Below are 22,241 nucleotides of genomic sequence, written 5' to 3'. Positions count from 1 at the left end.
GCGATCGTCGCCACCATGATCACGTCGCTGCGCTGGGCGCCGAAGACGAAGTCCGGGGCGGTGGCGTCGCTGCCCGTCGTCGGGTCGGTCGAGCGGGAGTCGGTGCCGACCAGCAGGAAGGTCTGGCCGGCCTTGCCGGCGGGCCGGTTCGACGGGTCGATACCCGCGAACACCGAGGGGTAGCGGCCCACCTGGTCACCGAGGTGGTTGGTCAGCAGCACGATGCCCGCCGCCGCGAGCAGCACGAGGATGACGACCGCGACGAGCACGTAGAGCAGGCCCCGCAGCCCCCGCCGCCGCCGCGCGGAGCGTGGCTCCGGCGGTTGGTCGTCGGTCTGCAGCAGGTGGTCGACGCTCATGATGGTGTTCCCGCCCGTTCCCTGGTCCCCCGGCTGCCCGGCAACGCCGAGTCGTGACCGCCTGTCGTACACGACTGGTCCGTCGTTAGCACAAGTGACCCGTCCGGCCCACCCGGGGACGTTCCGAGACGAACCCGACTGCCGACCGTAATCGCACCGTTGCTCTGCGTCGAGGAGTTCCCGACCCCCGCCATCCGGACCGGCTGCGCTGCTCCTACAGTCGTCCGGGTGACGACGCCCCCACAGGCCGCCCAGGGCCCTTCGTCGGAGGTCCGGACGTCGGAGGTGGTCCGCCCCGAGGCGGCCCTCGGCGCGATCGTCCCCGGCCCGGCCGCCGCCCCGGACCGCGAGACCCTCGGCCGCGTCCTCGACGCCCTGCGGGACCTCCCCGAGCAGCCCCGCCCCCGCCGCGCCGCCGAGCCGGAGCGCGCCGGCGACGCGGTGCCGGTCGTGCCGCTGCCGCTCCCCCGCCGCCGCCGTTCCGAGCGAAGGGCACCCTCGGTCGATTAGATCGACCAGGGGCGCCCCCCGCCGGAACGCGCGAGGGTCGCCGTTGGCGCCGGAGCGCCACCGCGGGGACAGTGGGACGCACCCGTCGTGAGGAGGACGCCGTGACGATCCCGCCGTCCGGTCCCGGCCGCCGCCCCGCCTCCGGCCTCGACCCCGTGCCACCCCGGCACCCACTGCCGCCGCTCCCCGGCGACCTGCCGGACGACCTGCCCACCCACGAGCTGCCCGACGACGTGCCCGACCCGACCGCGCCCGGCATGCCCCGTCGCCGTTCCGGGGTCCCGACGCCGGGCCGTACGACGCTCGTCGTCACCGGCCGCGACGACACCCACCACCACGTCGCCGAGGTCGCCTGGGGCGACGCGGTCGATCCGCAGGGACTGCGTGCGCTCTGCGGCGCGGCCGTCGAGACGGTGGTCCCGGGCCTGCGGGCGGACCAGGTGGACTGCCCCGACTGCCGCAGTCGATCCACCGCACCTCGTTCGCCTGCCTAACGATCCGGGTATCCGGATCGCATGCGCAGCGAGGACGACAAGTGGACGATCACCGAGAGCGTCGGCGTGACGGCGCTCGGCGTGGCGAGCTCCCGGGCGATGGAGACGCGCCGGCCCGACGGCCTCGTCGAGGACCCGCACGCCGAGGCGTTCCTCGACGCGGTGCGCGACGAGGTCGACCTGCCCGTCGAGGTCGACCCGCAGGCCTCCTCGACCGACCCGGCGTCGGGTCTGACCTCGACCTACGTCGGGGTGCGGTCACGCTGGTTCGACGAGCACCTGCTCGACGCCGCGCGTGACGGGCTCGACCAGGTGGTGATCCTCGCGTCCGGTCTCGACACCCGCGCCCAGCGCCTGCCCTGGCCCGCCGGGACGACCGTCTTCGAGATCGACCAGGCCGACGTCGTCGACTTCAAGGACCGCGTGCTCACCGAGACCGAGGGTTCGCCCGAGCCCGCACCCGACGGCGGGGTGCGCCGCGTCGCGCTGCGCGTCGACCTGCGCCAGGACTGGCCCGCCGCCCTCCGCGAGGCCGGGTTCGACCCGGGCCGCCCGAGCGCGTGGCTGGCCGAGGGCCTGCTGCCCTACCTGCCCGCGCAGGCCGAGGTCGACCTCTTCGACCGGATCGTCGAGCTCTCCGCGCCCGGGAGCCGGATCGCCGTCGAGCACCTCGCCGACGCCGTCGACCACCTCGACGACGACGAGCTGGTGGCGACGTCCTCCCGGCGCTTCGGGGTCGACGTGCGCGACCTCGTCCACACCGACGAGCGCCCCGACCCCCGCGAGCGCCTGCGGGCCGCCGGCTGGACGGTCGAGGAGGAGTCCGCCGGAGACGCGGCGGCGCGCTACGGCCGCCCGCTCGAGGGGCCGACGGCGCGCGCCTTCACCTCGTCGGTGTTCTTCGAGGCGCGGCGGCCCTAGCCCGGCGACGGGCTGCCGACCCGCTTGACGAACAGCAACCGGTCCCCGCGCTCCAGCGCGTCCACGGCCGGGGCGTCGATCTGGTGCACCCGCCCGGCCCGCACGACACCGAGCACGATGTCGCGCAGGTGCCGGGGCGAGCCCCCGACCTCGGACTCGGTGACGTCGCGCTCGGCGAGGCTCATGCCCGCGTCGGGGGTCATGAGGTCCTCGACGACGGCGACCACGCTCGGGGTCCTGGTGGCCACCCCGAGCAGGCGGCCCGCGGTCTCGGCGGAGACGACGACGGAGTCGGCGCCGGACTGGCGCAGCAGGTGGACGTTCTCGGTCTCGCGGACGCCGGCGGTGATGGTGATCGCCGGCGCGAGCTCGCGGGCGGTCAGCGTCACCAGCACCGCCGTGTCGTCCCGGTTCACGGCCACCACCAGGGCGGCCGCGTGGGTCAGGCCCGCGGTGCGCAGCACCGACGACTGGGTGGCGTCCCCGCGCACCGTCACCAGGCCCATCGCCGAGGCGGCGTCCAGGCGGCCGCGGTCGGTGTCGACGACGACGATGCGCTCGGGGACGGCGTCGTCGCCGAGCAGGGTGTCGACGGCGGCCTTGCCCTTGGTGCCGAAGCCGACCACCACGATGTGGTCTCGCACGCGTGACCTCCAACTCCGGACGCGGAACGCCTGACGGGAGCGCTCGGTGAGCAGCTCGACGGTGGTGCCGACCAGGACGATGAGGAAGAGCACGCGCAGCGGCGTGATCGCCAGGATCGTCCACAGCCGGGCCGACTCGGTGACCGGCACGATGTCGCCGTAGCCGGTGGTGGAGAGCGACACCGTGGCGTAGTAGAGGGCGTCGACGAAGCCGATCGGCGTGCCGTTGGAGTCGCGGTAGTCGCCGCGCTGGACGTAGACGAGCAGGCCCGCCGCGAGGAGCGCGCCGAGGCCGACCACCGTCCGCCGTGCCAGGGCGACGAGCGGCCCGATGCGCCGGTCGGGCATCACCACCGCGGCGGCGGCACCGTCGGAGGGGTCACGCGCCGGGTCGGGTCCCCGTGGCCCCGGCGCCCTGGTCCGCTCCACGCGGCGAAGCGTAGCCGCGGCGCGTCACCCCGCTGGTGGGACCGGAGACTCCCGCGATCGGGTGAACATTCAACCATGCATGTCAGGACACCTGGGTATCCGACTCACAGCAGGTGACGAATGCGGGCGACACCCCCCTATCGAGCACGATGAGTGAGGTCGTCCGTCACTGAAGGTAGCAGCGAGAGGAGCGTGAACCGTCATGGGCGATCGGTTCGCCTGCCACGCGGTGGCCGGGTCCGGCACCGAGGGATGGTCCCTGCCCCACGACCCCGACCGCCGGGGACACGGGGAGGAGGACGACTGGGTGGGCCGGGTGGCGGCCCTGGACGAGTGCGACGGCTACGTCGTCCTCATGGTCGACCCCCAGACCGCCGAGGTCGACGCCCACGGCCCCTTCGGGGGACCGGACGCGGCCGTCGCGGCCGAGGCCCTGCGGGCCTCGCTCGATGCGGAGGGTCTCGACGACGTCGTCGTCCGCATCGTCCGCCTGCACCTGCCCCCTGGTGCGGATCCCGAGCCCGGGCCCGCCTGAGTCCCACCCGTCCGGCTCATCGACCGCCTCCGGTCGGACCTACCGGACCAGGGGGCGGAAACGTTCCGGGCTCGCCGGACGACGAGCCGGGCATGGGTGACCACCTGCGACACCGCCTGCCCGTGCAGGTCGACCGGGACGCCGCCGGCGAACAACGCCTCGAGGCCGCCGCCCGCGCGCGTCACCTCGTCGCGTCCCTCGTCCCCGTCCAGCGCTGCGCCCCGACCGACCTGCCCCGCCCCCGCTGACCCCCGTCCGCCCCCGCCGGGCCGCACCCGGCCCACCCCGCTGTCGACCGGACGAGCGGGATCCGCCCCCCGCAGCCGTGATGTCCTTCCCCGTCGTCCCTGCTCCGGGTAGAACGACGGATCGTCGGATCCCCGAGCCGCCCGCGACGAGCCGGGACCGACGACGGCGGAGCAGGGTGGAGGAACCGCGGATGACCGCGACCGGGCGCTGGCGCGCCCCTCTCGACGGTGCCCGGCGCACGGGCCGGGGCCGGTGGGCACCGGACCCCACGAGCGAGGTGCCGGACCCGCCGCTGTGCAGCGAGGTCGACCTCGCCGCCCTGGGCGTCCACGCCCCCCTCGCCGCACCCGCGTTCGAGCGCGACGCCGACCACCGCATCGAGGCCGCCGTCGGCGGCGGGGACCCCGTGGTCATCGTCGTCGGGCCACGGCTCGGCGGCGCCACGCATGCCCTCGCCCGCGCCGCGCGGCTCCTGCTCGGCGACCACCGGGTGATCCGGCCCGACCCCGCGACGCTCGGCGGCTCCGACCCGCTGGCCTCCCCGGCGGACCCCGCCCTCGTGGCGTCCCTCGCCGGCGGCGGCGCCCTCCCGGGCTCGCCCGGCCTCGTCGTCTGGCTCGACGCCGTCGGCCCCGCCCTGCTGGGCGCGCTGCGCCGCGCGCGGCCGCCGGCCGGCGTCCGGATCCTCGCGACGGCGGACTCCGCGCTGCTCCACCCCGACGTCGTCCGGGGTGACGTGGGTGACGGCGTCACCGTCGTACGCCTCCCGGAGACGCTCTCCGCGGCCGAGGCGGCCCACGCCGAAGCCGTGGGCCTGTCCGTCCCGTCGGGGTCGCGGCTCGGCGAGGGGCTCGTCGACCTCACCCCCCACCGCGGTCTGCTCGTGCCGGGCGATTCCGGGCGATCGTGGCGGCCGGGGCGGCGCGGCGAGGGCCGGACCACGACGGCCCGCGCCGCCGTGCTGCGGGCCGCGGTCGACTGGGACCGGCTCGGGGTCCCGCACGCCCTGCCCACCCCGCTGCTCGCCCGGCTCGCCCTCGCCTACGCGCGCGACCTCGCCGGCGACGACGACGGTGACGGGCCGGACTCCGTGCCCGGGGTGGACGACCTCGGCCGAGCCGTCGAGTCCCTCGTCGCCGAGCGCCCCCGACGCGGGGAGCCGCCGCTGCTGCGACGGCTGCGCCTCAGCGAGGGGGTGCACCACGTCCCGAGCGGCCTGCTCACCGCGGCCGCCGACGCCCTCGGCGCCGACGGCTGGACGCCGCCCGCGCGTCTCGGCGAGGTCGTCGGCGACGTCCTCGACCCGCCGCAGGTCCGGGCCCGGCGTCGCGCGGTCGGGGTGCTGGCCCTCGCCCGCCGGTTCGACGACCTCGCCGCGCTGCTCCTGCGCCCGCCCCCCGACGGGGCCGCGCCGGGGTCGACCACGCCCGGCGAGCACTACCGGCTGGGGGTCGCGTCGCTGCAGGCCGGCCGCCCCGCCGAGGCCCGCCGCTGGTTCGCCGCCGTCCTCGCCGGGACCCCCGACGACGGGACCGAGCGCTCGCTGCGGGCGCGCACGGCGTTCTGGCTGGGCCTCGACCGCGACGCCGAGCCCACGGAGCGTCGGCGCCACCTCGAGCTCGTCGTGCGCGACGGGCCGCCGCGCGACGCCTCGGACGCGGGCCTGCTCCTCGCGGGCCTGGAGCGCGACGCCGGACGGTTCGACGCCCAGCGCGGCTGTCTGCGCGCGGCCGTCGCCTCCGCGCGCGAGGCCGGCGACGACACCCGGGAGGCGGAGGCCTCCCTCGACCTCGCCCACCTCGACCGGCTCCGTGGACGGACCGTCGACGCGCGCGCCGCCTACTCCCGGGTCCGCGAGCTGCTCGGCGACGACAGCCCGGGCGGTTCGGCGGCGGCCCGGTCGCTGGCGGAGATGGAGACGGCCGCCCGGCGGGAGCCGGACGACGGGGATGACGAGCACGACGACGACGGGGCCGGCAGGGCAGGCACCGACGGGCTGGTCCCCGACCCGGTGCCCGAGCAGCGCCAGGACGAGCCGGCGCCCGCCGAGGGGCCCCGGGCCTCGCTGTAGTCCTCAGGCACCGACGCGGTGGGCGGCGTCGGCGGCCGCGCGCGGCGCGGGCAGCACCGGGGCGGCCGGCGCCGGCAGCGGCGCGAAGACCGACCCGCCCAGCAGGCCGCGGCCGGTACCCGCGGTCGCGAGGAGGGTGTCCTGCGCCCGCCGCGGCAGCGCGGCCACGTCGAGGGCACCGAGGGCGGCGAGCTCGTCGAGCACCCGCTGCGGCCACGTGCGCGACGAGCCGCCGGCGACCGGGACCCCGCCGCGGGCCGGGGCGCACCGCGCCCCGAGGGCGGCCAGCGCCTCGGCCGGCAGCGACCCGCGGGCGGCGTCGAGGAAGACCGCGCCCAGGTGGTCGTGGAGGATCGCGACGTTGTGCGCGGTCGCCGGGAAGCCGGCCCGGGCGAGCAGCGTCGGCGCGAAGCCCGCGGAGAGGCGGGGCGCCACGGACGCCGCCGCCGACCCGGTGCGCAGCACGAGCACCAGGACGACGGCCGCGAGTGCGGCCAGCACCACGGTGGTGACGACAATGCCCATGACGGCCCCCCTCGACGTGCGGCGGCCGCCCTGGCCACCGCCTGTGCCCTGACTCTCGAACGACGAGACCACACCGTTACGAGGCCGTAGCCGATACACCCGGACGGGCGAGCCGCACGCGCCGTGGCACGACCGGAGACACACTCCGTCGTGACCGCATCGTGATGTCACTCGCCGCAACCTCTCCCGTGGATCACCTGATCGGGGTACCTCCGATCGCGGTTCCTCGCTTATGTTGAATCGCGCACCGCGACCACGGAGAGGCCTCGACTCCTCCGGACGCGGGGCCCGATCCCGTCCCGCGGTCGGCAGGGGGGATCGGACGTTCGGTGGGGGACCGCATGCGCGCACGGACAGCCGCGACGACGACGGTGGTCGGAGCCGTGACGACGTGGATGGCCGCGCCCTGGGTGGTGCTCACGCTCGGCGGCTCCCTCGACGACACGGCTCGGGCACGGGTGCGTGCGGGGCGGACGCCGGTGGCGCCGCCCTCGGCCTCGGCCCCGGTCGTCCCGTTCCGGCCCTCCGGCACCTGGGCCGCCGTGCCCTCGCCCCGTCCCGCGGCCGACGCCGTCCGCCGGGTGTCCCGGGTCGGTTGACCCACCACCGCACCACTCCGCCCCGAGGAGTCGCCATGTCCTTCGCCGGGAACGTCGCCCTCGCCGCCGGCTCGTCCGCGGCGGCCTGGCTCGCCGCCCCCCTGGTCAGCGCCGCGGTGCACGGGACCACCGACCAGCGCACGCTCGCTGCCTGGAAGGACGAGACCGGGCCGATCCCGCTGCCGCGTCTCGACGGCCGGGAGTTCGCCGAGCACGAGGGCCCCGCGCGCCACGCCTGACGTGACCGTCCCCGATCGGCGGAACCAGCTCGGCCACGCGGCGGGCGATGAAGAGGGAGTAGGCAACCCGCCGAGCCCAGGGACGTGATCTGCCCGTGTTCCGCAGCACCACGCGTCGCGCGACCCCGCAGCCCACCCGGTCCGCCGGTCACGCCGCGCGTGGTCGGCACCACCGCGCCGCGCGGGACCGCGAGGTCCGCGACCGGCAGGACGCGCTGCGCCGGGCCCGCCGCCGGACCAGCCAGGTCGACGCGTACGAGGCGGTCTCCGGCCCGGTGCCGACGGCGTCGGCCGCCCAGCGCAGCGCCCCGACCCGCCCCGAGCCGATCGGGCCGCCGCGCATCGACAACACCGAGGCCCGGCGCGACCCCCTCACCGCCCCGTTCCCCTCGGCCCCCTACCTCCCCGGGGCGCGTCGCGCCCCGGACGGCCCGCTGCGCACCCCGGCCCGGGTCGGCGGACGGCCCTGACTCAGTTCTTCTCCCGCCAGGCGCGTTCGAAGGGGAGCCGCCAGGCGTTCGGCGCGATGAGCTGGTGGATGGCGTTCGGCCCCCAGGAGCCCTTCGGGTAGGGCTTGACCGGCGGCGGGTCCGCGAGCAGCGGCTGCGAGCGGTCCCAGAGCGACTCGATGCCCTCCGCGGTGGTGAACAGCGTGTGGTCGCCGCGCATCGCGTCGAGGATGAGCCGCTCGTAGGCCTCGAGGACGTCGGCGGCCTCGCCGATCTCCTGGGTCGAGAACTGCATCGAGAGCTTCTGCAGCCGCATCCCCGGCCCGGGGCGCTTGCCGTAGAACGAGAGCGAGACCCGCGAGGAGTCCGCGAGGTCGAACGTCAGGTGGTCCGGGCCGTGCGTGCCCACGCCCGAGCCCTGCGGGAACATCGTGCGCGGCGCCTCCTTGAAGGCGATCGAGATGATCCGCTGGCCCTCGGCGAGCTTCTTGCCGGTGCGCAGGTAGAACGGCACCCCCGCCCACCGCCAGTTGTCCAGGCCCACCTGCAGCGCGATGAAGGTCTCGGTGTCGGAGTCCGCGGCGACGCCGGGCTCGTCGCGGTAGCCGCCGTACTGGCCCCGGACGACGTCGGTCGAGTGGATCGGGAGCAGCGAGCGGAAGACCTTGTTCTTCTCCTCGCTGATCGCGCGGGGCTCGAGCGCGGTCGGCGGCTCCATCGCGACGAAGGCCATCACCTGCATCAGGTGGGTGACGACCATGTCCTTGTAGGCGCCGGTGGCCTCGTAGAAGCTGGCGCGCTGGTCCAGGCCGAGCGACTCGGGGATGTCGATCTGGACGTGGTCGATGAAGTTGCGGTTCCAGATCGGCTCGAACAGGCCGTTGGCGAACCGGAACGCCAGGACGTTCTGCGCCGCCTCCTTGCCGAGGAAGTGGTCGATCCGGAACACCTGCGACTCGTCGAAGACCTGGTGGACGAAGTCGTTGAGCCGGACCGCTGACTCCAGGTCGTACCCGAACGGCTTCTCCATGATCACCCGCGCGCCGCGGACCAGGTCGGCGTCGCGCAGCATCTCGAGCACCGCCTGCGCCGCCCTCGGCGGCACCGACAGGTAGTGCAGCAGCCGCACGCCGTCGGGGGCGTTCCCGGTGCGCTGGGTGGCGGCGCCCATCAGCTGGGAGGCGGCCTCCTTCACCGCCGAGGCGAGCGCCTCGGGGCCCTCGCCCTGCGGGACGTAGCTCAGCCGGTCGGCGAAGTCCTGCCAGTCGGACTCGGCGAGCCGGTGCATGCCGAAGCTCTGCACCGCGGTGTGCGCGAGCTCCCGGAAGCTCTCGGTGCTGAGGCCCTCCATCGCGGTCCCGACGATGCGGATGTCCGGGGCCAGCTCGGAATCGGCGAGGTAGGCCAGGCCGGGCAGCAGCTTGCGCTTCGCGAGGTCCCCGGTGCAGCCGAACAGCACGATCACGTGCGGGGCGATCGGCTCGAGGTCCCGCCGGAACGGCCGCGAGCCCGGGCCGGGATAGGCGATGTCGGGATTGTCGGTCCGGACCGGGTCGGACATCACGGACCTCCTCGCGCGGGGCCTGGCAGCTGCGGCGACCGTAGCCCGGTCGTGTGGCGGGCGTGTGTCGACGAACCGGCCGGGCCGGGGCCGCGCTACCGGATCCAGGCCGGGTGGACGCGCGGGACGTGCGCGAGGGCGTCGAACTCCCGGGCGGGCACCAGCGGGGTGCGGGCGCGAAGCTGCCCGGAGTCGACGACGGGGCCGAGCCGCCGGGTCGTCGTCCGGGCGCCGGCCCAGGTCGCCACCGGGCCGCCGGCGTCGCGCGCGGCCCGCAGGTCCACGAGGCGCTCATCGTCGTCGCCGAGCGCGGTCCGCAGGTCGGCCTCGAGGGTGCCGTCCAGGCGTGGCAGCCGGTGCGTCGTGGGTCGCGGCCGCACCGGCCGCAGCACCCGGCGCCGGACCGCCGACGCCCCGCCCTCGTCGAACAGCCCGCCGACGGCGTAGTAGGCGTCGCCGAGCGCGGCGCGCAGGTGGCGCCCCGCCGTCGTCGGGTCGCCCACCCGCACCTGGTCGTCGTGACCCCAGAGGACGACGGCGGGGGTGCCGCGGGCGTCCTGCGCCGCCCGGCCGACCGCCTCGGCGGCGAGACGCGCCCGCAGTACCGGCGCGCTCTCGACCGACAGCGCCTCGGCCTCCTCCTCGGTGCGCGGCTCGCGTCCGCGCGGCGCGCAGGCCACCTCCGCGGCCCGCGCGAGGATCCAGGCGTGGTCGAGCGCCTCGCCGAAGCGGCCCGGTGAGCTCTCGGCGACCAGGCGCGCCTCGTCGGCGACCATCCGCTCGTGGAGGCCCACCACGGTGTCGCGGACGCGGACGGGCAGGGGACGGGCGTCGGGCTCGTGGTCGAGCAGGTCGGCCAGGCCGTCGCGGGCGTCGGGCAGCAGGTCCGGCGCGACGGCCCGCAGGTAGCCGCCGAGGGCCTTCACCGACGGCGCCGGGCGCACCGGGTCCACACCCACCACCCGGATGCGGTCCTCCGGCGGGAGGAGCTCGTTGTGGTCGCGCAGGCGGGAGACCAGCTCGACGACCTCGGGGGTGTCGTACTCCCAGCCGCCGAGCGCGGCGACGGCGTCGCCCGGGATGCCGATCCCGCGCACCACGGCGTCGAGCCCGGTGGCGCCGGCCTCGCTCGCGCCCAGGGCGAGGACCCGGGTGCCCAGCTCCTCGAGGGCGAACTCCACGAGCCGGCTGCCGGCGGTGAGGAGCTCCCGCGCGCCGTGGGCGGCGGCGCCGACCCCGAGCACCCGCACGCCGGCCAGCGACGGGCGCCAGGCGGACAGCCCGACCTCGTCCAGCGGCACCGCATGGTCCGCCAGCCAGTCCGCGACCTCGTCGTCCACGGGCCGGACCCTACGGCGGCGCCGCGGGCCGGGCGGTCCACCCCCGCCGCGCGGGGACGCGTCGCGGTCCGCGGTGGGCCCCGTCCCGGCGCCGGCCGGGTGTGCCGCCCGCTAGCCTGCTCCGCCGTGCGACGTCCGGTGGTGTTCCGCGACGGCACGTGGGAGACCCCGATCGACCGGACGGACGTCCCGCCCGACGGCGCCGTCGTGGTGACCCGCGCGTGACCGGCCCCGACGCCGGGGCCGAGGCCGACACCGGGCCGGTGCGCATCCCCCGGGGCCCGCGGCGGGGCCGGGTGGTGCTCGGGGTGGTGGTCGTCGCGGTCGTGGCGCTGGTGCTCGTCCCCGACCGCCTCGGGCTCGACGGGGTCCTGCCGGTCGTCGCGTTCGTCCTCGTCCGCGCGCCGGCGACGATCGTGGTGGTGGTCCTGGTGCTGCTGGCGCTCGCGGTGCGGGCGCGGTGGTGGCCGACGGTCGTGCCGGTGCTGCTGATCGCGGCGGTGTCGGTGGTGACGCTGCTGCCGCGGCTCCTGCCCGACGGCCCCGGGCCCGACCCCGGCCCGGACCTCGTCGTCATGACCCTCAACGTCGACCGCGGGAGCGCGGACGTCACCGCGCTCGCGACGCTGCTGCACCTGCGCCGCCCCGACGTCGTCGTGCTGCCCGAGGCCGGGGAACCGTTCCGGGCGCGCCTGGCCCCGCTGGTGGCCGACCTGGGCTACCGGTCCTGGTCCTCGACGCCGGCGACCCGGGCCGACGCCGAGGGCACGTCGATCCTCGCCGGCCCGTCGCTCGGCGCGGTCCGCGCCGACGTCGTGGCCGACGTCCGGTTCCCGTGGCTGCAGATCTCCGGCGGGGCGCTGGGTCGGACCCGGCCGGTCGGGGTGCACACCGCCTCCCCGGTCCCCACGCTGATCGGCGCGTGGCCCGCCGAGCTCGCGTCGTTGCAGCGCTGGTGCGGGCCGGGGGCGGGCCCGACGGCGGTCGTCGGCGACCTCAACGCCACCGCGGACATCGCGGCCTACCGCCGCGGCACCGCGGGCTGCACCGACGCGGGCGACGCGGCCGGCAAGGGCCTGCCCGCGACCTGGCCGACCGCGACCCCGCGCTGGCTCGGCGCCCAGCTCGACCACGTGCTCGTCGGAGGCGGGGTCGGCGTCGACGGCTTCGACGTCGTGGAGGTGCCGGGAACCGACCACCGCGGGGTGCTGGTCACGGTGCACACGGTGGACTGATCTCAGCCGGGGAGCAGCGACGAGACGTCGGCGACCTGGTCCGCGGGCGGGGGCACGACGGCGGGCGCGGAGCCGACGTCGGAGAAGGTCAGCGTGGTGGTGGTCGTCGTCGGGGTCCCCGCGGGCGCCTCGGGCGTCGCCTTCACGGTCACCGTCTGGCCGACGCGCTTGAGCTTCCCGCCGCCGTCGACCCACACGTCCACGGGCAGCAGGTTGGTGCCGAGCTGGGCCTTCAGCCGGTCGATCCCGGGCTTCGTGGCGGGGTCGGCGGCGCCGGGCACCTTGTCGAGGTCCACCGCGCCCGCGTAGTGGGTGGTGGCCACGCCGTCGATCTGCTCGGGCCCGACGAGGCGGGTGGTGTCGCTGATCGCTCGCAGGTAGCCCAGCTGGTCGGCGGGGTTGGCGGTCGTCCCCACGCCGAGCGCGCCGAGCGGGGCGCCGTACCCGGACTGGGCGAGCCGGTCGACGTCGACCGACACCCACTGCTTGCCGCCGGCCAGGGCCCCGATCACCCCGGCGGCCGCGGGCGGGAGCTGCGCGGCGAGCCTGCCGCCGCTGAACACCACGCGGACCGCACCGAGCGAGGGCACCTGCAGGCTCAGGTCGGCGGCCTGGTGGGCCGGGTCGACCACCCCGTTGCCGTTGATCGGGATGGCCTGTCCGGCGACGGCGGTCTGGCCGGTGACGGCGGCGTGCGACGGGCCGGCTGCGGCGGTCGCGACGACCGCTTCGCGCACGATCTCCGCCGGCGGCCGCCCGACCGTCGGGCCGGTCTGCGCGCAGCCCGCGAGGAGGGCGGCGAGACCGAGGAGCGGGGCGAGGACCGCGACGAGCCGGGGGGACACCCCTCCATCGTCGCGTCCGGGTGGTGAGCCGCTGATGCCGGGCCCGACCTGGGCCCGGGCCGGCGTGACGGGTGAGCGGCGCCGTCCTGGCGTCGGACGCCAGGAACGTGCCGTTGCTGCCACCGGGCCGGGGCCGGGCCCGGCACCCGCTCAGCGCCACCGGTGCGTCCGGCGACCCTTGATCGTCGTGGCGAGCTGGCGCTGCCAGAGCGCCCACGTCTCGGGGTCGAGGGTCTGCCCGGCGGGCGGCGTGGCGGTGCGGGTACGGCCCGTCCCCGGTCCCGCCGCCCGGGCTGCCGACGCCGACCCGACGGCCTCGCCCCGGGCGGGGGTCCCGGCCCCGACCGCGGCCGGCAGCGGCCCGGAGGGGTGCCCGGCGCCCACCCGCTCCTGACGCGGCAGCGGCCCGGAGGGGTGGCCCGGCGGCAGCGGGGGCGGGGGGACGACGACCGGGCGCTCGCCGGTCCGCGCCGGGGCGGGCGGGCGCGCCGCGGCCCCGACCGGGACCGGCCCCGACACGGCCGCGGGGTGCGCACGCTCGGCCGGGGGGAGCACCGGTCGAGAGTCCGCCGCCACGGGGCCGACGCGGGCGGGCCGGGCACGGTGGCCGCCGAACACCGGCAGCCACGGCCAGTACCGCTGCGCCGAGCGGGTCTTGACGAAGCCCAGCCCCATGATGAGCCCGAAGATCAGGTGGCCGATCAGCGAGAGCGTGATCGTCGTCGGGGTCAGCGGGAACATCATGGACTGGCCGCGGGTCGCCAGGGCCACGGTCGCGATGAGCCCGGCCCAGACCGGGAACACCGCGAACGCCACCGCGGCCGCCACCACCTGCTTCGGGGGCCGGTGGTGCAGGCCGAGGAACGCGGCGCCGACGAAGAAGGTCACGCCGATCCCGCCGCCGTCACCGAGGTAGCGCCAGAGGTAGCCGACCCACGCGCCGGCGCTCTTCGACGCGCCGTCTCCGATGATCCAGGTGCCCATGGTCGGGATGAAGTCCGCCCACCAGCCGAGCATGTAGACCGTGTCGAGGCGGAAGATGTCGTAGAGCGCGCAGGCCAGCATTCCCCACAGGAACCCGTGGAGGATGACGCGCTCCTCGGGGTGCGGGGCGAAGATCGTCAGGGCGACGATCGCGGTCGCCAGCGGCACGACCAGCAGTGCCGCGGACCAGTTCATCTCGATCAGGCCGAAGACGTGCGCCGAGATCGCGAGCAGGGGGAGCGCCGCGAGGAGCAGGTGCAGGCCGACCCGCAGGAGGCCCGCACGGCTCACCGGGGCGGTGCCCGAGGAGACGTCCGTCGTGTTCATCGGCGAGGAAGTTAGGGGGCCGCCGAGCCTGGGGACCCCAACCTGAGAATCCTCGGGTCCCGGCGCGATGACGGGCGATCACGGCGCGCCCACCGGCCGTTCGCCTCCTCCGTCCGGACCAGTGAGCGGCCCCGTGAGGAGCGATCCGTGACCGATCGGCTCCGGAGCGCTCTCAGGTCGGCCCTCCCGGTGCCGCGAGCGCCCGCGCGTCGGCGCCGAGCGGTCACGGCCCGGCGTGTCCCGCCGCCGTCCGTCCGGTCCGTCCCACGCGTCCCGTCCCGACGGCGGCCACGGTGCGAGAACCCGGTCACGTCACCCGACCCGGGGCCCGCCGTCGCACGGTGAGCTGACGGGACCGACCTACGCTGCATCGATGACGACGACCGGGCGACCTCCGCGCGCCCGGGTCACCCGCGGGGAGCGGGGACTCCCGGCGGGGCGGCGGGCCCGTGTCGCCGTCCTCCTCGCGGTGGCGACCCTCCTCGCCGTCGTCGTCCTCCTCCCGGACCGGCTCGAGCTGGACCACGTGCTGCCGTTCGCGGTCTTCGCGGCACTGCGCCCGGACCTGGCCGTCGGGATCGGGGGCGTCGCCCTCGTGCTGCTGGCGCTGCGGCGGCGCTGGTGGCCCGTGCTCGTGCCCGCGCTCGTCGTGGCCGTCGTCGCCGGGGCGGTCGTCGCGCCGCGCGCCGTCGCCGACCCCGCCCCACCGCCCGGGGGTACCGAGCTCACCGTGCTCGAGCTCAACGCGTTCGAGGGGCACGCCGACGCCCGCGCCGTCGCCGCCCTCGCCCTCGCGCGGCACGCGGACCTGGTGGTGCTGCCGGAGTCCGGGGAACGGATGCGGGCCCGGCTCGCCCCGCTGCTGCCGGGGTACCGCACCTGGACGAACGTGCCGCCATGGGCCGCCGACGTGCGCGGGATCGTCGTGGCCGCCGCGCCGCGCGCCGGGGACGTCACGGCCCGCCGCCTCGACGGGGACACCCGCTACCCCTGGGCCGAGGTCACCGGCGGGATCCTCGGCCCGACGCGGCTCGTGGCCGTGCACCTGGTCTCGATCGTCCCGGGCTGGATCTCCTACTGGCCCGACGAGCTCGGCATGCTGCGGCAATGGTGCGCCCCCGGCGGTGACCCCACGCCCGCGATGATCGTCGGCGACCTCAACGCCACCCCGGACCACTCCGCCTTCCGGTCCGGCACCGCGGGCTGCACCGACGCGGCGACGGCCACCGGGGCCTCCCTCGTGCCGACCTGGCGCTCGAGCTTCCCCCGCGTCCTCGGCGCCCAGATCGACCACGTGCTCACCCGGCCGGGCGCCCACGGCGTCGGGCCGCAGGCCCGTTCGACCGAGGTGATCGCCGTCCCCGGGAGCGATCACCGCGCGCTGCTGACGCGGCTGCGCCTGTAGGACCCGACGAGCTCACGGCCGCGAGCGGGCGCCCCCGTAGGCTCGGGCCCGTGGCACGACCGTCGTGGATGCGGGTCCCCCACTGGCTGCGTCCGCGCCAGGGCAACCCCGACGGCACGATGACGCTTCTCGAGCACATCCACGAGCTTCGTCGACGGCTGATGATCGGTGTCATCGCGGTCGTCCTCGGGACGATCATCGGGGTGGTCTGGTACCAGTACCCGATCTTCGGGCTGCCCTCGCTGGGACAGCTGCTCACCGAGCCGTACTGCCGGCTGCCCCCGAGCGCGCGCCTCACGCTGGGCAACCCCAACCAGTGCCAGCTCGTGGCCTTCGCGCCGTTCGAGCAGCTCGCCCTGCTGATCAAGGTGGGGGTGGCGGCCGGCGTCGTGCTCTCGAGCCCGGTGTGGCTCTCCCAGCTCTGGGGCTTCATCACCCCGGGGCTGCACGCCCACGAACGGCGCTTCGCCCGGATCTTCATCGGGACGGGCACGGTGCTCTTCCTCGGCGGGGCCGTGCTGGCCTACCTGGTGCTGACCCAGGCGCTGTACTTCCTCGTCACGGTCGGGGGCGGCATCCAGATCACCGCGCTGCGCGGCGAGGACTACTTCAGCCTGCTCATCACCCTGCTGGTCATCTTCGGGGTGAGCTTCGAGCTGCCCCTGCTGATGATCATGTTGAACCGGGTCGGCATCTTCCCGTACTCCCGGATCAAGGCGTGGCGCCGCGGGCTGGTCTTCGCGATCTTCGTGTTCGCCGCGGTCGCGACCCCGGGCCAGGATCCGTTCTCGATGCTGGCGCTCGGGGTCTCGCTCACGGTGCTGTTCGAGATCGCCGCGCAGGTGTGCCGGGTGCACGACCGGCGGGCGGCGAAGCAGTCGCCGTGGGCCGGGCTCGCCGACGACGAGGCCGGTCCGTCACCGGTCCCGGGCCCCGCGGCAACGGTCGAGCCGGTCCGGGCGCCGGCGCCGGTCGCGCCCTCGCGCCTGGAGGGGCCGTCCGGGAACGGCTCCGGCCCGGCGGATCCGCCGCGCTTCGACGACGTCACGTAGGCGCGCCTCCGCTACACCCGCACCCGCTGCTCCCGCGCCTGGTGGGCGTACCGGGGTCGGAGGGTCCGGCCGAGCGCGTCGTGGTGGCCACCGGCGAGCCCGCACCAGGAGCAGTCCGGGTCGGTCGGGGGCGGGCCGGGCAGGCGCACGAGGCCCGGGTCGGGCTCGCGCGGCACCGCGGGCTCGAGCTCCAGGGCGAGCGGGCGGTAGCGGCGGCGCCAGAGCCACCGGGCCAGGACGACGAGGCCTCCCGCGACCAGGGCGACGACGGCCAGCCATTTGAGGAGCAGGACCGCACACAGCACGATGACTGTGCCCGCGAGGGCACTCGGTACGGGGACGCGGGGCGGGCCGGACGACACCCGATCGAGGCTAGGTCGTGGCAGCCCGTCGGTGACGACGGCGCGCCGGGCCCGGCCCGGAACGACGATGGCCCCGACGGGCCGCGAGGTCGGGGGTCCCGCGGCCCGTCGGGGCTCACGGGGGATGTCGTCGTCCCCCCACGCGGCGTTACACCTCCGCGGCGGATTCCTCCGCGACGCCCGCGGCGGCCTCGGGTGTCCAGATCAGCGACCGGGTGGTCACCTCGACGCCGTCGGGCGCGGCGCCTCCGGACAGCACGGCGGCGCGGACGCAGCAGTGGACCCAGAGCTGGAACTGGATCTCCCGGGCGACGCCGAGACGGTTGTAGACCAGGTCGGCGAGCGGGTCGCCGGCGCGGGCCCAGGTGGTGATGCGGAACTCGAGGACGTCGTCGTCGAGCGCGCTGGCGGCGAACTCGATCTGGCCCGCCTCCACGTGGCCGTCGAGGGTCGCCAGCCGGAAGGAGGAACGGTCGTCGCCGTCGGTGCGGTCGACGACGCGCACCGGGCCGTCCCACGGACCGGGCATCCGGACGACGAACTCGTCGCCGACGGCGAGGGCGCGCCGGATGTCGCCGACGCGGTCGAAGCGGGCGACGCCGGGCACCATCGCCTGGTTCATGTCCGCCGCGAGCACCGCGACCAGCGCGCGCGGCCCGAGGCGGGGCGCGACGACCCGGGCGCGGAAGGTGCGGTGCAGCATCGGCCCGTACCCGGCGGCCACCGGCTGGTCGCGCCCGTTCGCGTCGAGCAGCCGCGGCGGCGCGTCCTGCTCCGGGTCCCCCGCGAGCCGGCGGTGGGTGACGCGGACCCCGGGGAGTCCCCAGATGCGGCCGAGCGCGACGAGTCCGCGCGGGAGCTCGGTGAGCATCAGGGCCTCGCGCAGCACCTGACGGGGTCCGGGGACGATCTGCACGCCGGCCGGGTACCCGGCCGCCCGCCACCTCTAGCGGGTGCGCTGCGCGACGCCCGCCACGGAGCCGGACGGGCCGCACTGCCCGGCCTCGCACCGGCGGCGCAGCCCCGCGGCCAGCTCCCCGACGTGCGTGGCCGCGGTGGGGCCGGTCAGCCGTCCGACGACGGAGGCGACCCGGCCGGAGTGCTCCAGCGTGAACGCGACGAGGCTGCGGCCGGAGCCCTCGGCGGTGATCGCGACCCGGAGCCGGGCGGACGCGAAGACCCCGGTCCCGGCCCAGGTGAAGCCGCGGTGGGGACGGAGCTCGGTGACCTGCCACTCCCGGACGGGCAGGCGCCGGGCGCGGACGCGCACCCCGCCGCCGGCGACGAGCGGCCCGCCGTCGAAGGGGACCACCTCCCGCAGCGAGGGCGCGAACTGCGGCCATCGGGAGACGTCGGTGAGGACCGCCCAGACGTAGTCCGGGCACGCGGCGATCCGCACCTCGTGGTGCTCGTGCACTCCGGGGCCTCCCTGCCTCGCCACCTGCGCCGCCTCCGAGGGTAGGGACCGCGGGGCGGCGGAGGGAACGCCCGGGCGCCGGGTGACGCCGATCGCTCGCCTCGACGACATCTCTGTGTCAGAGCTAATGTTCTCTCGTGACCATCACCGTCGGCCTCGCCGAGGGCCTCATGCCCGCGGTCACCGCGCTGCGCCGGGCGGTGCGGCGCCGCACCCGGGAGCGGACGGGCGTCCCCGCCCTGCCGCCCGCGCAGGTGGAGCTGCTGCGCGCGGTGCAGGACTCCCCCGGCATCGGGGTGGCCGGGGTCGCGCGACGGCTGCGGCTGGCGGACAACTCGGTGAGCACCCTGGTGCGCACCGCCGTCGCCGACGGCCACCTCCGCCGGACCGCCGACCCGACCGACCGCCGCGCGGCCCGCCTGGAGCTCACCGAGGCCGCCCACGGCCGGCTGCGCCGCTGGCGGGCCGTGCGCGCCGAGGTCGTCGACGCGGCCCTGGCCTGCCTCGACCCGGCCGACCACGAGGCCCTCACCGCGGCCCTGCCCGCACTCACCCGGCTCCTCGACGCCGTCGAGGAGCCCGATCCGCACCACCAGGGGGGTGGGTCATGACGGACACCGAAGACGCGGCGGACGCGACCGACACGGGCGACGTCGAACCGGTCCGCACCCGGGACCTGCGCTACGCCTTCGGCGACCACCTCGCCGTGGACGGGCTCGACCTCGCCCTGCACCCGGGCGAGGTCTTCGGCCTGCTGGGCCCCAACGGGGCCGGGAAGACGACCACGATCCGCGTCATCACGACGCTGCTGCCCGCGCCGCCGGGCACGGTGACCGTGGCGGGCCTCGACGTGGCCCGGCACCGCCGCCAGGTCCGCCGGCTGCTCGGCTACGTGCCCCAGCAGCTCTCGGCCGACGGCTCGCTGACCGGCCGGGAGAACGTCGCCCTCTTCGCGCGGCTGTTCGACGTGCCGCGCCGCGACCGCGCCGAGGCCGTCGACTCCGTCCTCGACGCGATGGGGCTGACCGAGGCGTCCGACCGCACCGCGTCGACCTACTCCGGCGGCATGGTCCGCCGCCTGGAGCTGGCCCAGGCCCTCGTCAGTGCCCCGCGGGTCCTGGTGCTCGACGAGCCCACGGTCGGCCTCGACCCGGTGGCCCGCTCCGGGGTCTGGGACCGCATCCACGAGGTGCGCCGCGAGACCGGGATGACCGTGCTGGTCACCACCCACGCCATGGAGGAGGCCGAGCTGCACTGCGACCGGGTGGCCCTGCTGCACCGTGGCCGCAAGCGGGCCGAGGGGACCCCCGCCGAGCTCACCGCCGCCCTGGGGAGGGTGGGGGACGGCCCGGCGACGCTCGACGACGTCTTCCGCCACCACACCGGCGACACCCTGACCCGGTCCGGCCAGGAAGGGAGCATGCGCGATGTCCGTACTGCCCGCCGCACCGCCCGCCGCGTCGGCTGAGCGCTTCTCGCCCGCCGGCGAGGTGGCGCTGCTCGTCCGCCGCATGGGCGCGATGTGCCTGGTCGAGCTGCAGAAGCTGCGTCACGACCGCACCGAACTGGTCACCCGCACCATCCAGCCCGCGCTGTGGCTGATCGTGTTCGGGACGACGTTCAGCCGCATCCACGCGATCCCGACCGGGTCGACGCCCTACCTGGACTTCCTCGCGCCCGGCATCCTGGCCCAGTCCGCGCTCTTCATTGCGATCTTCTACGGCATCCAGGTCATCTGGGAGCGCGACGCCGGGGTGCTCGCGAAGCTGCTGGTGACGCCGACCCCGCGGACCGCGCTGGTCACCTCGAAGGCGTTCGCGGCCGGCATCCGCGCGCTGGTCCAGGCCCTCGTCGTCGTGGTGATCGCGCTGTTGCTCGGCGTCGGGATCACGGTGAACCCGCTGAAGTGGCTGGCCGCGGCCGTCGTCGTCGTGCTCGGGTCGGCCTTCTTCTGCTGCCTGTCGATCACGCTCGCAGGCGTCGTGCTCTCCCGAGACCGGCTCATGGGCATCGGCCAGGCGATCACCATGCCGCTGTTCTTCGCGTCGAACGCGCTCTACCCGGTGCAGGTCATGCCGACCTGGCTGCAGTGGATCAACCACGTCAACCCGCTGTCCTACGAGGTCGACGCGCTGCGGGGGCTGCTGGTCGGCACGCCCGCCCGCCTCTGGCTCGACGCCGTGGTGCTCGTCGTCGCCGCCGTCGCGATGATCTCGATCGCCTCGGCGCTGCTGCCGCGGCTCGCACGGGGGTGAGCCCCCCGCCTACTGCGCGAGGTCGGTGGAGGTCCCGGACGACGACGGCCGGTGGCGCTCCCGTCGCCGGCCGCGACCCTCGTCGGGTCCGAGACCGTCGACGCGGTCCCGACCAGTCGACGAGCCGGGTCACCGCCGACGCCGCGCGGCCCGCCCGTCGCCACACCATCGTGTCGGATCGCTCGTGTCGGCGACGGACCATCGCTGTCAGCGGCCGCCGTGCGCTCGGGTCAGATGCGGGTCTCGCGGCCCTGCCACCAGGCGTCGCGCAGCTCCCGCTTGAGGATCTTCCCCGCGCCGGACTTGGGCAGCGGGTCGGTGCGCAGCTCGACCCCGCGGGGCACCTTGTACCCGGCGATCGTCAGCCGGCAGTGCGCGACGAGCTCGTCGCCGCTGACCTCGGTGCGGGTCTGGACGACGGCGTGCACGGCCTCGCCGAAGCGGTCGTCGGGCACCCCGAACACGGCCGCCTCGACCACCGCGGGGTGGGAGTACAGCGCGTTCTCGACCTCCGCGGAGTACACGTTCTCGCCGCCGGAGACGATCATGTCCTTGGCGCGGTCGACGAGGAACAGGTAGCCGGCGTCGTCGAGGTAGCCCAGGTCGCCGGAGGTGAACCAGCCGCCGCGCAGCACCTTCGCGGTCTCCTCGGGCTTGTGCCAGTAGCCGGCGGTGACGTTGGCGCCGCGGATCGCGACCTCGCCCACCTCGCCGGGCAGCAGCGGGGTCCGCTCGACCGGGTCGATCACCTGGACCTCCACCCCCACCGCGGGCCGTCCGCACGACATCGCCCGGGTGCCGTCGAGGCGCAGCTGCTCGTCGGGGTGCAGCGTGACGATCGGGGAGGTCTCGGTGAGGCCGTAGATGTGCAGCATCGACGCCTGCGGGAACGTCGCGTGGGTCCGCTTGAGCAGCTCGCGGGCCGCGGGGCTCGAGCCGTGGGAGAGCCAGCGCATGCTCGAGACGTCCCGGGGCCGTTCCCGCTGCTCGACGGCCAGGGCGTCCATCATCGTCGGGACCACCAGGGTGGCGGTGATGCGCTCGCGCTCGACGACATCGAGGACCCCGGCCGGCGTGAAGGCCGGGACGAGCACCTGGGTGCCGGCGGCCCACGTCGTCGCCAGCGCCCCGATCGTGCCCGCGGCGTGGAACATCGGCGCGACCACCATGAACCGGGTGTCCTCGGTGAACGGCCAGCAGGCCATGAAGTGGAACGCGTTGGCCACGAGGTTGCCGTGGGTGAGCATCACGCCCTTCGCCGCGCCCGTCGTGCCGCCGTTGTAGAAGAGCCCCGCCAGGTCGTCCTCGCCGGGGGCGTCGTCGCCGTCGGGCAGGGCGACGGGCTCGGCGTCGGGGAGCAGGGCCTCGTACTCGGGGGCCTCGCCCCCCAGGCCGACCACCCGCACCCCGAGCTCGTCGACGCCGGCCACCTCG

General features: G+C 76.1%; 25 protein-coding genes and 1 pseudogene. 15 read left to right on the top strand and 11 right to left on the bottom strand.

Translation table 11 applies throughout. The features are described 5' to 3' along the window. A pseudogene (locus VGH76_RS01430) lies at window positions 1-359 on the bottom strand (LytR family transcriptional regulator); the annotation flags it as partial. Window positions 360-587: 228 nt separating this feature from the next. On the opposite strand from VGH76_RS01430, the gene VGH76_RS01425 reads away from it, so the two are divergent. From VGH76_RS01425 to VGH76_RS01415, 3 genes are all read left to right on the top strand, one after another. Next, complete coding sequence (locus VGH76_RS01425) at window positions 588-869, top strand: hypothetical protein (protein WP_331554817.1); 282 nt, start codon at window positions 588-590, stop codon at window positions 867-869. A gap of 101 nt (window positions 870-970) precedes the next feature. Then, the gene (locus VGH76_RS01420) at window positions 971-1,363 is read left to right on the top strand and encodes a hypothetical protein (protein WP_331554816.1); all 393 of its coding nucleotides are present in this window, start codon (window positions 971-973) and stop codon (window positions 1,361-1,363) included. 21 nt (window positions 1,364-1,384) lie between these two features. Continuing rightward, entirely contained in the window at window positions 1,385-2,284 is a 900-nt protein-coding gene (locus VGH76_RS01415) for an SAM-dependent methyltransferase (RefSeq protein ID WP_331554815.1), read from the top strand. Here the strand turns inward: VGH76_RS01415 and VGH76_RS01410 are convergent. Then, window positions 2,281-3,276, bottom strand: a complete 996-nt coding sequence (locus tag VGH76_RS01410) for a potassium channel family protein (protein ID WP_331554818.1) — start codon at window positions 3,274-3,276, stop codon at window positions 2,281-2,283. The genes VGH76_RS01415 and VGH76_RS01410 overlap by 4 nt on opposite strands. 283 nt (window positions 3,277-3,559) lie before the next feature. Here VGH76_RS01410 and VGH76_RS01405 point away from each other — a divergent pair, with 283 nt between their 5' ends. The 3 genes from VGH76_RS01405 to VGH76_RS01395 all read left to right on the top strand — a co-directional run bounded on the left by VGH76_RS01405 (window position 3,560) and on the right by VGH76_RS01395 (window position 6,212). After that, window positions 3,560-3,892, top strand: coding sequence for a hypothetical protein (locus tag VGH76_RS01405; RefSeq protein WP_331554814.1), 333 nt, complete (start codon window positions 3,560-3,562; stop codon window positions 3,890-3,892). A 92-nt stretch (window positions 3,893-3,984) separates the two neighbouring features. Next, on the top strand, window positions 3,985-4,140 hold the full coding sequence (locus tag VGH76_RS01400) for a hypothetical protein (RefSeq protein WP_331554813.1): 156 nt from the start codon (window positions 3,985-3,987) through the stop codon (window positions 4,138-4,140). Between the two features lie 191 nt (window positions 4,141-4,331). After that, entirely contained in the window at window positions 4,332-6,212 is a 1,881-nt protein-coding gene (locus VGH76_RS01395; protein WP_331554812.1) for a hypothetical protein, read from the top strand. A gap of 3 nt (window positions 6,213-6,215) precedes the next feature. Here the strand turns inward: VGH76_RS01395 and VGH76_RS01390 are convergent, their stop codons facing one another. Further along, entirely contained in the window at window positions 6,216-6,737 is a 522-nt protein-coding gene (locus tag VGH76_RS01390; protein WP_331554811.1) for a hypothetical protein, read from the bottom strand. Window positions 6,738-7,078: 341 nt separating this feature from the next. On the opposite strand from VGH76_RS01390, the gene VGH76_RS01385 reads away from it, so the two are divergent. The 3 genes from VGH76_RS01385 to VGH76_RS01375 all read left to right on the top strand — a co-directional run bounded on the left by VGH76_RS01385 (window position 7,079) and on the right by VGH76_RS01375 (window position 8,045). Beyond that, window positions 7,079-7,336 carry a hypothetical protein gene (locus tag VGH76_RS01385; protein WP_331554810.1) on the top strand — a complete coding sequence of 86 codons (258 nt, stop codon included), beginning with the start codon at window positions 7,079-7,081 and terminating at the stop codon, window positions 7,334-7,336. Between the two features lie 35 nt (window positions 7,337-7,371). Beyond that, the gene (locus tag VGH76_RS01380; RefSeq protein WP_331554809.1) at window positions 7,372-7,575 is read left to right on the top strand and encodes a hypothetical protein; all 204 of its coding nucleotides are present in this window, start codon (window positions 7,372-7,374) and stop codon (window positions 7,573-7,575) included. A 95-nt stretch (window positions 7,576-7,670) separates the two neighbouring features. Further along, complete coding sequence (locus tag VGH76_RS01375; RefSeq protein ID WP_331554808.1) at window positions 7,671-8,045, top strand: hypothetical protein; 375 nt, start codon at window positions 7,671-7,673, stop codon at window positions 8,043-8,045. Window position 8,046: 1 nt separating this feature from the next. Here the strand turns inward: VGH76_RS01375 and zwf are convergent, their stop codons facing one another. Then, a complete protein-coding gene (gene zwf, locus VGH76_RS01370) occupies window positions 8,047-9,585 on the bottom strand; it encodes a glucose-6-phosphate dehydrogenase (RefSeq protein ID WP_331554807.1) in 1,539 nt (512 codons plus the stop codon). Between the two features lie 95 nt (window positions 9,586-9,680). After that, window positions 9,681-10,925, bottom strand: a complete 1,245-nt coding sequence (locus tag VGH76_RS01365; protein WP_331554806.1) for an erythromycin esterase family protein — start codon at window positions 10,923-10,925, stop codon at window positions 9,681-9,683. A 221-nt stretch (window positions 10,926-11,146) separates the two neighbouring features. On the opposite strand from VGH76_RS01365, the gene VGH76_RS01360 reads away from it, so the two are divergent. After that, window positions 11,147-12,160: an endonuclease/exonuclease/phosphatase family protein gene (locus tag VGH76_RS01360; RefSeq protein WP_331554805.1), complete on the top strand. Its 1,014-nt coding sequence runs from the start codon at window positions 11,147-11,149 to the stop codon at window positions 12,158-12,160. Window positions 12,161-12,162: 2 nt separating this feature from the next. Here the strand turns inward: VGH76_RS01360 and VGH76_RS01355 are convergent, their stop codons facing one another. After that, window positions 12,163-13,005, bottom strand: coding sequence for a hypothetical protein (locus VGH76_RS01355; protein ID WP_331554804.1), 843 nt, complete (start codon window positions 13,003-13,005; stop codon window positions 12,163-12,165). A gap of 150 nt (window positions 13,006-13,155) precedes the next feature. Next, entirely contained in the window at window positions 13,156-14,316 is a 1,161-nt protein-coding gene (locus VGH76_RS01350; RefSeq protein ID WP_331554803.1) for a hypothetical protein, read from the bottom strand. Window positions 14,317-14,689: 373 nt separating this feature from the next. On the opposite strand from VGH76_RS01350, the gene VGH76_RS01345 reads away from it, so the two are divergent. Beyond that, window positions 14,690-15,721 carry an endonuclease/exonuclease/phosphatase family protein gene (locus VGH76_RS01345; RefSeq protein ID WP_331554802.1) on the top strand — a complete coding sequence of 344 codons (1,032 nt, stop codon included), beginning with the start codon at window positions 14,690-14,692 and terminating at the stop codon, window positions 15,719-15,721. A 68-nt stretch (window positions 15,722-15,789) separates the two neighbouring features. Next, complete coding sequence (tatC, locus tag VGH76_RS01340; RefSeq protein ID WP_414637649.1) at window positions 15,790-16,773, top strand: twin-arginine translocase subunit TatC; 984 nt, start codon at window positions 15,790-15,792, stop codon at window positions 16,771-16,773. A gap of 11 nt (window positions 16,774-16,784) precedes the next feature. Here tatC and VGH76_RS01335 read toward each other — a convergent pair whose 3' ends face one another. From VGH76_RS01335 to VGH76_RS01325, 3 genes are all read right to left on the bottom strand, one after another. After that, a complete protein-coding gene (locus VGH76_RS01335; RefSeq protein ID WP_331554800.1) occupies window positions 16,785-17,135 on the bottom strand; it encodes a hypothetical protein in 351 nt (116 codons plus the stop codon). 148 nt (window positions 17,136-17,283) lie between these two features. Further along, window positions 17,284-18,051 carry a DUF1990 family protein gene (locus VGH76_RS01330; protein ID WP_331554799.1) on the bottom strand — a complete coding sequence of 256 codons (768 nt, stop codon included), beginning with the start codon at window positions 18,049-18,051 and terminating at the stop codon, window positions 17,284-17,286. A gap of 30 nt (window positions 18,052-18,081) precedes the next feature. Then, window positions 18,082-18,552: an SRPBCC family protein gene (locus VGH76_RS01325; RefSeq protein WP_331554798.1), complete on the bottom strand. Its 471-nt coding sequence runs from the start codon at window positions 18,550-18,552 to the stop codon at window positions 18,082-18,084. Between the two features lie 137 nt (window positions 18,553-18,689). Between VGH76_RS01325 and VGH76_RS01320 the strand changes: the two genes are divergently transcribed. From VGH76_RS01320 to VGH76_RS01310, 3 genes are read left to right on the top strand one after another with little or no spacing between them, the layout of a single operon-like run. After that, window positions 18,690-19,163, top strand: a complete 474-nt coding sequence (locus VGH76_RS01320) for a MarR family winged helix-turn-helix transcriptional regulator (RefSeq protein ID WP_331554797.1) — start codon at window positions 18,690-18,692, stop codon at window positions 19,161-19,163. After that, entirely contained in the window at window positions 19,160-20,020 is an 861-nt protein-coding gene (locus VGH76_RS01315; RefSeq protein ID WP_331554796.1) for an ABC transporter ATP-binding protein, read from the top strand. Before VGH76_RS01320 ends, VGH76_RS01315 begins: the two co-directional genes overlap by 4 nt. After that, window positions 19,980-20,807, top strand: coding sequence for an ABC transporter permease (locus tag VGH76_RS01310; protein ID WP_331554795.1), 828 nt, complete (start codon window positions 19,980-19,982; stop codon window positions 20,805-20,807). The genes VGH76_RS01315 and VGH76_RS01310 overlap by 41 nt, the downstream gene beginning before the upstream one ends. 230 nt (window positions 20,808-21,037) lie before the next feature. On the opposite strand, the gene VGH76_RS01305 is transcribed toward VGH76_RS01310, so the two are convergent. Then, window positions 21,038-22,241, bottom strand: a 1,204-nt coding sequence (locus VGH76_RS01305) for a class I adenylate-forming enzyme family protein (RefSeq protein ID WP_331554794.1), incomplete at its 5' end; no start/stop codon positions are given.

This window comes from Actinomycetospora sp. (genome assembly GCF_036497585.1).
In the GTDB taxonomy this organism is placed as follows: domain Bacteria; phylum Actinomycetota; class Actinomycetes; order Mycobacteriales; family Pseudonocardiaceae; genus Actinomycetospora.
This window is presented reverse-complemented; position numbering and strand designations above follow the sequence as displayed.